At 42.0% G+C, this 13,751-nt stretch carries 10 protein-coding genes; 8 read left to right on the top strand and 2 right to left on the bottom strand.

Going from position 1 to position 13,751, the window contains the following annotated elements; translation table 11 throughout:
- Positions 1-48: 48 nt before the first annotated feature.
- On the top strand, positions 49-558 hold the full coding sequence (locus NPUN_RS37730; protein WP_148220330.1) for a transposase: 510 nt from the start codon (positions 49-51) through the stop codon (positions 556-558).
- 36 nt (positions 559-594) lie between these two features.
- The gene (locus NPUN_RS37725) at positions 595-2,910 is read left to right on the top strand and encodes an AAA family ATPase (protein ID WP_012409734.1); all 2,316 of its coding nucleotides are present in this window, start codon (positions 595-597) and stop codon (positions 2,908-2,910) included.
- 164 nt (positions 2,911-3,074) lie between these two features.
- Here the strand turns inward: NPUN_RS37725 and NPUN_RS16815 are convergent, their stop codons facing one another.
- Complete coding sequence (locus NPUN_RS16815; RefSeq protein WP_012409733.1) at positions 3,075-3,887, bottom strand: right-handed parallel beta-helix repeat-containing protein; 813 nt, start codon at positions 3,885-3,887, stop codon at positions 3,075-3,077.
- Positions 3,888-3,977: 90 nt separating this feature from the next.
- A complete protein-coding gene (locus NPUN_RS37720) occupies positions 3,978-5,198 on the bottom strand; it encodes a HEAT repeat domain-containing protein (RefSeq protein WP_012409732.1) in 1,221 nt (406 codons plus the stop codon).
- 349 nt (positions 5,199-5,547) lie between these two features.
- On the opposite strand from NPUN_RS37720, the gene NPUN_RS40840 reads away from it, so the two are divergent.
- From NPUN_RS40840 to NPUN_RS16780, 6 genes are all read left to right on the top strand, one after another.
- Positions 5,548-5,988, top strand: a complete 441-nt coding sequence (locus NPUN_RS40840; RefSeq protein WP_012409731.1) for a hypothetical protein — start codon at positions 5,548-5,550, stop codon at positions 5,986-5,988.
- Between the two features lie 144 nt (positions 5,989-6,132).
- The gene (locus NPUN_RS16800) at positions 6,133-6,906 is read left to right on the top strand and encodes a hypothetical protein (RefSeq protein WP_012409730.1); all 774 of its coding nucleotides are present in this window, start codon (positions 6,133-6,135) and stop codon (positions 6,904-6,906) included.
- Positions 6,907-7,422: 516 nt separating this feature from the next.
- Entirely contained in the window at positions 7,423-7,704 is a 282-nt protein-coding gene (locus tag NPUN_RS16795; protein ID WP_012409729.1) for a hypothetical protein, read from the top strand.
- Between the two features lie 347 nt (positions 7,705-8,051).
- Entirely contained in the window at positions 8,052-11,369 is a 3,318-nt protein-coding gene (locus tag NPUN_RS16790; RefSeq protein ID WP_012409728.1) for a type 2 lanthipeptide synthetase LanM family protein, read from the top strand.
- Between the two features lie 311 nt (positions 11,370-11,680).
- A complete protein-coding gene (locus NPUN_RS16785; protein ID WP_012409727.1) occupies positions 11,681-12,310 on the top strand; it encodes a TenA family protein in 630 nt (209 codons plus the stop codon).
- A 267-nt stretch (positions 12,311-12,577) separates the two neighbouring features.
- Entirely contained in the window at positions 12,578-13,489 is a 912-nt protein-coding gene (locus NPUN_RS16780) for a S1C family serine protease (RefSeq protein ID WP_012409726.1), read from the top strand.
- Positions 13,490-13,751 lie beyond the last annotated feature (262 nt).

Below are 13,751 nucleotides of genomic sequence, written 5' to 3'. Positions count from 1 at the left end.
AGCATTGATATTTATCCAGGAATCCGCCAGTTTTATTTGGGTATCAATTTGACTCAAAAACGAGGGTTTGGCAGATTTAATTTAGCAGTATATTGGAAAAGAAAATATCGCAATAAACAGGAACCAGAACCTTGGTATTTATTAACTAATCTGCCTGATTTAGAAACTGCTGCTCAAATCTACGGAGCGCGTTTCGGCATTGAAGCTATGTTCCGTGATTGTAAAACAGGTGGTTATAATCTCGAAGGTTCTAAAGCTAATCCTGATAGACTTGTGCGTTTAATTTTCTTAATTGCTTTAGCCATGACAAGTGCTTGGTTACACGGACAAAGAACTAAATTGCAAAAACAAGAATCTTATATTTGTCGCACTCAAGAAAAAAGTCGAACTTCTAAACGACATAGTAATTTTTGGATAGGTTTATATGGTCAAAATTGGATAGTCGCTTGGAATGAATGTCAAGCATGGGTTGAGGAACTGGTCGCTTCCATTCGCAATAAGCAGAGCTTTTATCTCAGGGGTTTAAGGGCTATGAAGCTTATACAGAAAGCACTTTAGCTCCATTGTCGCCCCTTGAAGTCAGCGAGTTCACAAATGGACGATATTGATTTACAGAACCTTGACAGTTGGAAAACTCTTATTTTACAGATAATCAAAAATAATAGTCTGCCAGAAGAGCGTAGTTCACTGATAAAACTCCAACAGTTTTTGGATAAAATCCGAACACCACTAGAAGAGTTTCCCCGTTTGAAGTCAAAAATTGACGAATTGCAAAAACAGAGCGCCGAATTAATAGAACCTCCTTTGGAATATGGGGTCTTTCTCGGTAAATGCCCAACTAGATCTACTCAATTTAGTAGCGAAAATGAACGTGAGATAGTTGTTGGTGTGCGTGGACAAAGATTTGAAGTCAAACTGGCTACGGAAGAGGTTCCGGTAGAAGTACTATCTGAAGGCCAACAACTAATTTTGAACAAAGTTTTAAACGTTGTAGGGGTAGACAATGAACAGGTTATGCGTGGGGAAACGGCAGAAGTCGTTAACGTGATTAGTCCGGTTGGCACAGCCAGAGTGATGAATGTTCCCACAGATGATAAGCCAGTGCGAGTACAGTCGCTAGATGGTAATAAGTTTGAGGTTAATTGTGCGCTATCTTTGCGTAAGTCCCTGCATCCAGGAAACATAGTACAACTTGATGAAAGTCAGACATTGGCAATAGCTAAAGTTAAGCCTCGCCTACATATTCGTAGTGGTGGGAATGACGGTATTGTCGTAGAAATTAGCGATCGTCTTTTTCAAGAAGGTGTAGAAATTGGGGACTTGATCCGGGTAGATACAAGGCTACAGTTTGCTTTTGAAAAACTGCCAAGCTATCAAACTGGCGGCTTAACTTTGGAAGAAGTGCCAGATGTTACTTACGAAGACATCGGGGGACTAGATGATCAGACAGAAGCAATTAAGGATGCGATCGAACTACCCTACGTCTACCAAAAGTTGTTTGAGGAATATCAACTTGTCCGTCCCAAAGGAATTTTATTATATGGACCTCCTGGCTGTGGTAAAACCATGATTGCCAAGGCAGTAGCTAATAGTTTGACGCAAAGCATCCGCAGCCATCTTCAGGAGGTAGAACAAAAAATTATTCTCTATCAAGAACTCAGCAAAAATCCTGATAATCAGGATGCTCTAGTTGCTTATCAACAACTCGCCAATAATTCTCGATCGCCAGAAACCGTTGCTCTGATCCAAAACAATATTTCTCCAGAGGAGACACAGCAGCAATTAGTAGCAGATTTACGCCTGAGTAATATCGATTTGGAAGATATCAATAACTCTTTAGAACGAATTCAGAATATCCTACGACGTGAGGATGGAATCCGCAGTTTTTTCTTAAATGTCAAAGGACCAGAACTTCTCAACAAGTATGTTGGTGAAACAGAAAACCGCATCCGCAAAATATTTGCAGAAGCAAAACGCCGTGCTACTTTCTATACGCCAGTAGTTATCTTTTTTGATGAAATGGAGGCAATGTTTCGCACTAGGGGTTCAGGACGTTCATCTGATGTAGAAACAACTATTGTGCCTCAATTTTTGGCTGAGATGGATGGAGTTGAAGCCACAGAAAATATAGTGATTATCGGAGCTAGTAACCGACCAGACATGATTGATCCAGCTATTCAACGACCTGGACGCTTAGATATTAAAATTAAGATTGATCTGCCTTCGCGTGATTCAGCAATAGCAATTTTGGCGCTTCACTTAACACCTGATTTGCCACTACAGCCCTACGGTTTAACAAACTTTACCGATTCAACAGTTTCTACTGTTCCGGTTTTGACCTTTAAACCTCATGTTGTGCAAAAAACACTCAACAAGTTGGGTGAAAATCTGACTAGATTACTAGACCAAATAATTGCCGCAATTCCTCATAAATTTGATGTTCGTAAGGCAAAGCAAGAAAGCCAGAATTTAATTAATTTATGTGCAGATGAGCAAGTCAGAAAATTTATTGAGGAAGTAGCACTACGAGAGCAGCTAGCAGAGGAAATAATTGTAGATACAGTAGAATTCCTCTTTTCAGTTAATAGTTACTTAGAAGCGGTAACAAAAGCAGGGAAGTATTACAAATTTCCTCTCAGCATTTTCATTAGTGGAGCAGTTTTAGTGAGCATTGTTTCTCGAGGCAAGAAGATAGCTTTGAAACGGCAGATTGCTACTCGTGGTAGTCAGCAACTTGGTCTGGAACTAAATGATTTGAAAGAGGCAATGCAAGAAGAGTTTAAGGAAAACGCAGAACAACTGGCAACCAATCAATTGCAAGAAGAAATTAAATCTGTAAATATTTACCTGGGAGAGGAAAAACAAGACCCTTGGAGTATGGAGAAACTGAGAATTCCTCAAGCCAGTTAAATAATTCGTAATTCGTAATGGGCTGCGCCCCGCTACGCTAACGTAATTAAGTTTTGTGACGGGGATTTAGACCCCGACCCAAAACGTTCTGCCGTCGTTAGGTAGCCGAATTAAAGCACTAAACTTTGTTAACTATAAGACTTACGCAATAACTCTCTGAAACCTTATTCCTTTGTGTCCTTTGCGTCCTTTGCGGTTCGTTTTTCCGTGATTTTGCGTAAGTCCTGAACTAATTCGTTTTTATTCTTGATTACCCTACGGTATACCTCACAGTTGGCACCAATGTTCCATGCACCATCACCATTGCGAGTTAAATCACAATTTTCTGCTCTACCTGCACCATTGTCATATACCCAAACTGCCTGATATTGATTCTGATTAATTAGGCATTGGTAAATTGTGGGGTCGGCAGCTTTTGCAATTGCCACCCCCGCATTTGCATTATCAAAAATTTGACAATCAAAAATAGTGCCTCGTCCTTGCTGATAAACAGAGACACCATTCGCCTTACTAGCGTAAATGCGACATTTGTGAATTTTCGGGTCAGATCCCGTATTAATTTCTATTCCTGCGAAGCTATTACCAAAAATCTCACAATTTTCTACCGTTCCTCGACCCCGATCGCGGATCAGAATGCCGCACTGTTTACCATCATAGATACGACAATGGCGAATCGTCGGATTAGCTCCCTGTTCAATTGTCACCTCACCTGTGGCATTGTTTCTAATATCGCAGTCTTCGACTATCCCTTGGCTATTTTCCCAACAATAAATACCACTGTTTTTGCCATCGTGAATTTGACAGCGACGGATAACAGGATTGGCTGTATAACCATGAATGGCCACGCAAGAAAGATAATCACTAGTAATGTCGCAATCCTCTAAGACGATCTGTCCTTGGGGAATATCTACCACGTAGCATTTTTCCGCTTTTCCATGCAATGTAAAGCCACGCACGAGAGCGTATTTCGTCTGCATTAAAATACAACTGGAGCTATGACTCTCGATAATAATATCTGTAATCGGACCTGCACCAATAATTTCTAGTGGCTTATTGATAATTAGTCCTTAGTTGTATAAACCAGGCTGCACAAGGATACGGCTGCCTGGTGGCACACTGGCGATCGCCTTACTAATGGTGCCATAATCGCCATCTCCATCTTGAGAAACGATGTACGTGGCTATCGCCGTTTCGGAACGAAGTGACTGGTCTGCGATCGTGCCGATAATTTTTTCCAACGTCTCCTTGATGCTACCGCCTAATAAGCTTTTGCCATCACTTACATTCCGAAGCTTCTCGATTGTACCAGAGGGAACACCAATTTTTCCCAATGCTTCAATCACAGCAATCCTTACATCTGCATCGGAATCGTCGAGTGCTGCTAGCAATGTTAGAGTTACACCAGTGTTGTTTGTTTGTCCCAACAGCATCACCAGTACCCGGCGGACATCTGGAGATGTTTCTCGATCTAGCACTGCACATAATTTTTGAATAAATAAGTCTGTAGTAACTTCAGGTAAGTTGATATCTGCTGGACAGGCTTGACAAGACTTTATCCCAATTGGGTTTTCACTATTACAGGCTGAACAGATAACTATTTGGTGTGCCAGTGCTTCAGCAGCTCGCCAACGCACAAACCAGTTAGAGTCGTACAAACCTTCTAGAAGAACTTGCGTCTCATTGATTTGTTTAAAACGTCCTAATCCTGCTATACCCATCATCCGCGTCTGCTCGTCTGGCGATCTAAAGGCTTGTACAAGTGGCTTAGTCAGACGAGCTTGCACGGCTGCAAACAGGATTTGAGAACGCTCCTCTGGTGTGGTAGATGTGCTGAGGCGATCGCACAACAGCGATTCACTACCTCCTAGCACATGCAACTCTTGAGCAAAACTGTCTAATTTTAGGTACGATGGTGTGCCATTCAGACAATCCTCTGCCAACACACTTTGAAATACCTTCACATTAGTTTGAGCATCTCTGCATTGGACACGCTGCTGAATTTTTAGACTCTTTTGGTAGTAATTTTGCGCTTCTTCAAAGCGACTCTGTTTATGATGCTCAATGCCTTTTTTTAGCCACAGGACACCTTCACGACTATCTACATAAGCTTGTTCTTTTGCAGCAAGTGGAGGATAAGCTTCCTTGCAGATTTCGCTAAGTAATCCTTCACACACTGCAAAGTTGTCACTATCCACATAATTGTCGAACTCATGAAACCAGTGACATAGTGCTAAGTGTGGATTATCCGCGTAAGCACTACGAATTTTTTGCCGAATTGCCGCTATCATAAACTATTACGCATTTAACTGATGACTGTTGACTGATGACTGTCAACCGTCAACCATCAACGATTTATATAATTTAGACGCATCTCAGCATACCAAGGACAACCTGTTGATTGATAGAAACATTTGGCGTTGCATATTTGCGGGATGATTTTGTTTGTTTTGTGGGATGGGCATCTTGCCCGTCCTTTATATTTCGAGGCGCTCATGTTGACGGGGGTCTTTTAGACCTGCAAAAGCTTTGATAATTTCGATTTCAGACACGGTAATAGATGCTTGAAGTAGAACTGGCGCTGCATCTTACCATATCGCGTCTACATTTAGAATGAAATAGCCCTGGATTGTAGGCCAGATGTCAAGTGTCTTATTTAGCGATCGCTTTGATAAAATATTTAACTTCTTTTTGGGTTCTATGCCGCTATTGGCTCTAATATTCCAGATATTTATCCAAGATAGTATTACTTCCAACTTTCCAGAAGTCACAAATTTCTTAGGTATTGGAGTCATTACTATACTGTTTGCGGTAATGAGCAGTTTTACGGTTGGGCTTGCCATGATTAGCACTTCTAGTTTCAGTGATGGAAGCAGTGTCCAGGGATTTTTCCTTTTACTGCTGATGGTCATTTCTACAATCATCACCTTTCGTATTTTCAAATGGATAATTCAATCTATTCAGAGCAATCCTGGAACATCTTTTAGAAAAGCGAACTTAACTGATGCTGATTTTAGTCATTCCGAGGTGCAAAATAGAGATTTTTCCCTTGCCATTATTAACTGGAGCCTGTATTTTTGACTGGGCAATTCAACCTCATACCCAATTCACAAATATTTATTGTAAATATCTTTATCTGGAACCAGCCTACCAAAATCGGCAACCTACTGAGGGGAACTTTAAACCTGGTGATTTGTCACGGGTATTAGCTAGATTTGTTATCAAATGAATATTATTGAGCAAACATCGACTAGATTAAAACTTCAAGGTCACGATGAACAATGGCTCTGGGGAGTATTATTTGGTATTCCTTTTGTGACAGTTGGATTGGGGATAGCTATTGTGACAGGCAATGTCACTACATTGAAATGTCAGCGAATTAAGCCTGCCCAAATGAGCTGTCAACAAACAACTGTCGGCTTACTAAGAACACAGACAACCTTAATTCCTGGGAAGCTAACGGCAGCCTATGTCAAGACAACACATGGGACTGGAGTTGTCCTGCATACTTCTAATATTCACGAGGTAAAATTAGTTAACTACGGAGTAACTGTGAGCGAAAAACACAGGCAAATTGCAGACAAAATCAACGCTTTCATCCATAACCCTCAACAACCTGGGCTAGAAATTCAACAGGACGATCGTTGGGCAGGATTTTTTAATGGAGTTGTATTCTTTTTGCCTGGAATTGGAGTCATTTTGCAGTCTCTAACAATACCAATGCAAATCTTGTGTGATTTTGACAAAATCTCAGGGCAGATGACGTTAGAGAAACGCTACCAATTGTTTGGTACATTTACCACACAAAAAGAGCTAACTTCAGTTCAGCAAGCTCAAGTGATTCATATACCCATAAAGACTCGAATTCCGTGGTATTTAGTACAACTGGAATTGATATCAGCTAAACCAATTTCTCTATCAGCACCCACTCGCTCACGCCAGCAGTGCCAAATCATTGTAAATACGATCAATCAGTTCCTCTACCTTAAAGGAAAATAAGTTGCTCTGAGCAACCGGTTAAAGATAGGCAAACTTGCTCCGCAGTATACTAGATTGGTAGATTCTTCTGATTGAATTCGAGAATAATTAGAAATACATTTTCCTCAGCAAGATTTTGGCCTTTGATAGAACGACCTCTAATATTTTGACAGATGTTAGTTGGATGTTTTCAATATCGGTGTCTTACAAAAATTTGCTTGCGCGGTGAATTGGCAGTCAAAACCATTGAAAATTAGTTCTTAATTGGGCGAAATCATTCAATGATTCCGCAACGCCACTTTTATTTATATTGCAATGATAAGTATTATGATCGTGCGGCTTGCATGATTTTTGCTTCTCTTCAACTTTTCAAACATTTTCTAAATTATCTCCCCTAGTTCTCCCCGATTTATCTCTACATTAAAACCAGTTCAGCAGAGAAAGCTGCACCGGACAAATGCAAATTCCCTGCTGGAACTGTCTAAATCAAATCAAATGTAGCTAAATACTAAATCAACAAGAACGGAGGAAAATTTTATGTTATCACAAATCAAAGAACTACTGTCAAATGCTCAACTGCAACAAAAGATTGAAGAAGCAACTAACCTAGCAGAATCCATCAAATTGATTATGGCTGCGGGTGCAGAAAAGGGCTACAACTTCACAACTGAAGCTATCTCTCAAATACTGACAGATTTAAATTCTGTAGAATCCTACGAGTTGAGTGAAGAGGAATTACTCAGTGTTAGTGGAGCTATGATGTCTGCTAATCATACCAATAAGGATATTGACTGGCATTGTACAGCAGGTTGCGCCTAGGTAAAATTAGGCAATTTTGATACCTTGCACCAGGACTTAATAAATAGTGGTGCTTAGTAACATATCTCCCCTTCCTTACTCTCTGCAAGAGGGGCTGGGGGGATTACATTTATATGCATCTAAATAAGTGGGCGTAAATAATTGTCGTTGGGATAAGGCAATAGGAAATAGGAAATAGGCATAAGGATTCTAGTCTAGTTTGTTCTGATTGTGCCAACTTACTTATTATATATATATGGCAAGTATTTATTGATATTTAAACTTAAGGTTTGTTTCAGGCTATTAGTATTTATTCCCACAAATATAGCGTCCACTCAAATTGTTTCTGCTCCTGTTTAGCTACTACCATGAAGAATTTAGCCATAACCCAACAGCTTGTTCCATCTCAGCAGATTACACCACACGACCTAGCAATTATCGTTGCCAATGCCAGCTTTCTTGGGGAACGCCTCCAGACAGAACAATTTGTCATGGATGGCGATCGCATCCATGAACAGGAAATTAACCATAGGATTGATCGCTGGGGTCAAGTTGTGGCACAAGGCAGTTGGGATATGTTGCATAAACGCTTACAGTGGGATGGGTTAGAGCTTGATAGCATTCGTCCCCGATTAGGAAGTGTGCGGCTTGCCAAGCAATTATTGCCAGACTGGGCAGAAACTTTGGGGCAAATCATCCAAACTGCTAAAGAATTTATCCCAGTAAGAGAAGCATTTTTACCAATCGAATCACAAAATTCTATCCCTTTTGAAGACCTTCTGTTACCAGCTATTCAGGTTGCTAGAGAGCAATTATTGTCTCGCCTAGGTTTTGTGCAACTTACACACGACTCTCTTCCGTTATCGATTTTTACAGAAGCAGCTTACCGCTCTTTGGAACGCAGTTTGCTACAACAATTAGCAAGACTTTGTAGTAAGACACTGGATTTGGAATTTTCCCAGGTACGCTCGTTTGGTAGGAACTTGCTTAATTTGTTGGAACTGAAAACAAAGAGCGGCAATAATACACAGTACACAAAATTTGTCAATCAACTCCTGCAAGATGGATTGCTGACATTCTTTCAAAAGTATCCCGTCCTTGGTCGGTTAGTGGCAACGACGGTAAATTTTTGGGTAGAGTCCACTGGCGAATTTATCGAACGCCTAGCTCACGACACAAAAGACATTCAACAAATTTTTGGCTCAACATCAGCTAAAGACAAAGTTGCTGCTGTTCAAACCTCTCTTTCCGATCCTCACAAGCGAGGACGAGGCGTTATTTTACTTACCTTTGAGTCTGGGTTAAAACTTGTCTACAAACCCAAAGATTTAAAACTAGAAGCAGCTTTTAACAACTTTTTGACTTGGTGCAATCACCACAGCCAATTATTAGATTTCAAAGCGATCCAAGTTATTAACCGAGATGATTACGGTTGGGTAGAATATGTCGAGCATCAGCCCTGTGTTGATGAAGCCGCCGCCGCCAGGTTTTATCAACGAGCTGGAATGTTGTTGTGTGTGATTTATGTTTTACGGGGAACAGACTGTCACTACGAAAACTTAATTGCCAGTGGTGAACATCTGGTGTTACTTGACATGGAAACTTTGTTACACCATGAAGCTAAGGCGATCGAAAATTCACCCGATGCTCAAGAGTGGGAAACAATTGCGATGCAGCAGTTTTGGAACTCCGTACTCCGCACAGGATTTTTGCCACGTTGGGACTTGAGTAGCGATCGCACTGTTGCTTACGATATTAGTGGCTTAGGTAGTACAGCTCTCCAGCAGTCACCCCGGAAAGTTCCTCGTTGGCAGCTAATTAATACCGATGATATGTACTTGCGCTATGAGTCTGTCACTTTACCTATAGAGAAGAATGTCCCACGCATAGGTGATACCGTCTTATCTCCCCATGATTATCAGGCGCAAATTGTTGCCGGGTTCGAGCAGATGTATCGCTTCTTGATGGCGCACAAGCAAGTTTTACTAGCGCCCAATAGTCCACTAGGAGTTATGCAGAAGCAGCAAGTACGTTTTATCTTCCGCCACACTCGGCTCTACGGGACAATTTTGCAAAAAGTATTAACACCGGATTATCTGAAGTGTGGCGTTGACTACAGTATTGAACTAGAGCAACTCAGTCGTGCATTTTTGGTGGCTCAAGAAAAACCGAATGCCTGGCCTATATTCAATGCAGAAGTGCAAGCGATGGAACAATTGGATATTCCTTACTTTAGTGCTAGTGCTGCTAGTGATGAGTTGTGTGTAGGAGAGCATCTCTCAATTCCTGGGTATTTCAAACAACCTAGTTATCAACAAACTCTCGCTCAATTGCTGGCTATGGATGAAACAGACTTGGCTCGACAAGTAGCAATCATTCAAGGTTCCTTTTATGCCCAGTTAGCGCAAACCTCAACTGGAGAACATGAGAAATGGCAAGCCGAGTCACTACCATTACTCACCACAGAACAACTGATTGCAGAAGCACAAGCGATCGCTACTCAACTAGAAACCAGAGCTATTATGGATTTTGATGGTAGCATCAACTGGATTGGCTTAGTCTCGGTGCCAGAAGCAGAGCGATTTCGGTTGCAAGTGTTGGACCACAGTTTTTATGAAGGACGTTGTGGGATTGCTCTGTTTTTTGCAGCACTTGCTCAAATAACTGACGATCCACGCTCATACGAGTTGGCATTAAAAAGTTTACAACCCTTGCGTCAGCAAATCCAAACCCTTGATTTAGAATCTCGGCAACGAATGGCTAGCTTTGCAGGAATCGGTGGTGCAACTGGCTTGGGTTCGATGATCTATGCCTTAGTGAAAATTAGTCAATTTCTGGGTGATGAAACACTATTACAAGATGCCCAAGCATTAGCCAGTTGGATAACATCAGAACTGATTGCTGGGGATAAAAAATTGGATATCATTGGCGGATCTGCTGGAGCAATTTTAGGGTTATTGTCCCTTTATCAAGCCACAGGTAACGAAAATATTTTACTGAAGGCGATCGCCTGCGGACAACATTTACTAGCTTATCGCTACAGTGAGACAGGTGCAACCAGAGCATGGCAAACCCTTGGTAAAATCCCCTTGGCAGGTTTTTCTCACGGAGCCGCAGGAATTGCCTATGCACTGCTGCGACTCTACACAGTTACCCAAGATCAATCTTATTTGGCAGCTGCTCAAGAAGGTATTGAGTATGAACGCACTGTCTTTTCTGAGTCTAGGGGCAACTGGCCAGTTTCTCACAAAGCAGAACGAACAGGAGGAAAAGTTACCTTTCCTAGCCAGTGGTGTCATGGTGCAGCCGGGATTGGCTTGGCGCGGTTGGGTAGTTTGGAGATTTTGAACACAGCAGAAATTCAGCAAGAAATTGAAATTGCATTGCGAACCACTGAGAACTTTGGCTTAGAAGCCATCGATCATCTTTGCTGTGGCAATATGGGTAGAGTTGAGGTATTGTTAGTGGGCGCTCAACGTTGCGATCGCTCCGATTGGCATCAAATTGCTCTCCAAAATGCGACGAATGTCGTAGCTAGAGCCAACCGAACTGGAGCTTATCAACTATTTGCTAACTTGCCAAGTTCCGTATTTAACCCTGGTTTATTCCAAGGAACTGCTGGCATTGGCTACGAGCTGTTACGTTTAGCAAACAATGACTTACCCTGTGTATTGTTGTGGGAGTAATACCATTTCTTTGTGAGTTTGCGCCAAACCCTTTTAACTTCTTCTTTCTTTTTTTCTTTCTTTGTGTCCTTTGCGTTCTTTGCGGTTCGTTTTTCTTCTTTTTTGGCTTCGGCTTCCTGATATAGAACTCCTATTTGATTTTTGAACAAAACTCAGTATGGATCTATCCCTTCTTTCCTATTGCCTATTGCCTATTGCCTCTTGCCTCTTGCCTTCCCACGCAAGCAAATATGGCTACGCCACGCTGCGCGAACAGAAATCAAACCGCATTCCTATACCATTAATAACAGTTGACAAATGACTTTTAACAAATGGCTTTATCTAATGAATTATGGGCAGCAAATCAAGACTTAGCCCAAGCTTGCCTAGAGCATCCTTTCGTTCAAGGCATTGGCAATGGTATTCTTGAGTCGGTAAAATTTGCTTACTACGTGGGGCAAGATGCTTTTTTCTTAGAAGCTTTTGCGCGGGCGTACAGTATCGCCGCAGCTAAAGCACCAGACTGGTTAGGTTTTACCACATTTCATAACTTAGCGAGTGGAGTTTTAGAAGAACTACGGCTGCATAGTAGCTATGCTTCCCAGTGGGGAGTGAATTTAGATTCTGTGGAAGCTGGCTATGCCACCCGCCGCTATACTGATTTTTTGTTAGCAACTGCTTGGAGTGGAGATGTGGGTTTAACTGCTGCGGCGATGTCTCCTTGTATGCGTTTGTATGGCTTCTTGGGAGAACAGTTGGCTCTTCATGGTATTCCTAATCATCAATATGCAGACTGGATTCGTACTTACAGCAGCACAGACTTTCAATCACTAGCAAAACAATTAGAAAGTTTAGTTGAGAATTATGCCACTAACAATGCTGTAGTGAATTCAACCTACCGTTATGCGATGTTTTGTGAGCATGAATTTTTTCAAGCTGCGTGGATTGATGGTAATAAATAACCAAAACACTTGTAGAGACGGCGATTTATCGCGTCTCAAAACCCACGATTTTGTACAAATAGGGCATCGACTGTTGGCTTAGGTGATGTTAGACAGTCTATGACTGCAATTGCTGTTTGAAGCTAGAATCCCCCGAATTCAATTCCGGGGAGTATGTCAACGATCCTAGCCATTTTTCTAGGATGAGTTCTCCCCATTTTTCCGATGTCATCTGTGTTGAGAAAAGGACACGATATGAACATCTAAGAATGTTTTTGGAAAAATCTTATGTCTTCATTAGTGGCTTTGTCCAACAGTTTAGCTGACACCGTAGAACAAGCTGGAAGTGCTGTGGTTGCTGTGAATGGGGGTACTCGTGTTTCCCCAAGTGGTATTCACTGGCGTAATGGCATCATTGTTACCTCTGATGAGTCTCTCCAGCGCTATGACGACATCACCATTACTCTATCAAATGGTAGCACTGTACCAGTAACACTTGTTGGTCATGACTCTAGCACCGATATAGCTGTTTTTAAACTAGAAAATGTAGAAATACCTGTGGCAAAAATTGGCGATGCCAAAACGCTCAAAGTTGGTCATCTGGTGTTGGGACTATCAAGAGGTAGCGAAGGTGACTTAAGGGCAGCGATGGGTGCGGTAAGTGTAGTTAGCGGTGCTTGGCGCAGTATGAATGGCGGGAATATTGACCAATTCATCCGCCCAGACATCACCCTTTACTCTGGTTTTGCTGGTGGGCCGCTCGTAGATGCTGCTGGTTTTGTGGTAGGTATGAATACATCGGGGCGGCGTGGTACTGCTCTGACTATTCCCACTGCTACAGTCGATCGTGTGGTTGACCAATTGGTAGCAAAAGGACGCATTTCAAAAGGCTACTTGGGTGTGGGAATGCAACCTGTACGCTTACCAAAAAACCTAAAAACAGCCCTCAATTTAACTTCTGCAACTGGGGTAATTGTCGTTAATGTTGAGTCTTCTGGGCCTGCTGATAATGCAGGCGTGTTGCTTGGCGATATTTTGGTAACGTTTGATGGCGTAACTGTAGGCGATACAGGTGATGTGTTGGCGCTGCTCAATAGTAGCGATCGCATTGGTAAAACCGTCAACCTGCAAGTTATCCGGGGTGGAGTGTTAATTGAGTTAGCGATCGCAGTTGGCGAACGACCTACTAAGGAGGAATAAGTGTGAGCAGGGGAGCAGGGGAGGCAGGGGAGCAGGGGAGGCAGGGGAGCAGGGGAGGCAGGGGAGCAGGGGAGCAGGGGGCAGGGGGGAAGAATCCGATGTCATCTTTGCTCTAAAAATTGGATCATTTAATTTCTGGAAATTCCTTAACTAGCTCTGTCAAGAAGATTTATCTAGATTTTCTATTCATTCAAGCCTCTGAACTCGGAACTTCAAGCTTTTTACTCGAATGTTGAGCCTCTGAACTCGGAACTTTGACCTT

This window comes from Nostoc punctiforme PCC 73102 (assembly GCF_000020025.1).
Taxonomy (GTDB): domain Bacteria; phylum Cyanobacteriota; class Cyanobacteriia; order Cyanobacteriales; family Nostocaceae; genus Nostoc; species Nostoc punctiforme.
This window is presented reverse-complemented; position numbering and strand designations above follow the sequence as displayed.

Excerpts from the sequence above, each read along its gene's own strand:
- NPUN_RS37725 (WP_012409734.1), top strand. The coding sequence starts at position 595 with ATGGACGATATTGATTTACAGAACCTTGACAGTTGGAAAACTCTTATT.
- NPUN_RS16815 (WP_012409733.1), bottom strand. The coding sequence starts at position 3,887 with ATGCAGACGAAATACGCTCTCGTGCGTGGCTTTACATTGCATGGAAAA.
- NPUN_RS37720 (WP_012409732.1), bottom strand. The coding sequence starts at position 5,198 with ATGATAGCGGCAATTCGGCAAAAAATTCGTAGTGCTTACGCGGATAAT.
- NPUN_RS40840 (WP_012409731.1), top strand. The coding sequence starts at position 5,548 with ATGTCAAGTGTCTTATTTAGCGATCGCTTTGATAAAATATTTAACTTC.
- NPUN_RS16800 (WP_012409730.1), top strand. The coding sequence starts at position 6,133 with ATGAATATTATTGAGCAAACATCGACTAGATTAAAACTTCAAGGTCAC.
- NPUN_RS16795 (WP_012409729.1), top strand. The coding sequence starts at position 7,423 with ATGTTATCACAAATCAAAGAACTACTGTCAAATGCTCAACTGCAACAA.
- NPUN_RS16790 (WP_012409728.1), top strand. The coding sequence starts at position 8,052 with ATGAAGAATTTAGCCATAACCCAACAGCTTGTTCCATCTCAGCAGATT.
- NPUN_RS16785 (WP_012409727.1), top strand. The coding sequence starts at position 11,681 with ATGGCTTTATCTAATGAATTATGGGCAGCAAATCAAGACTTAGCCCAA.
- NPUN_RS16780 (WP_012409726.1), top strand. The coding sequence starts at position 12,578 with ATGTCTTCATTAGTGGCTTTGTCCAACAGTTTAGCTGACACCGTAGAA.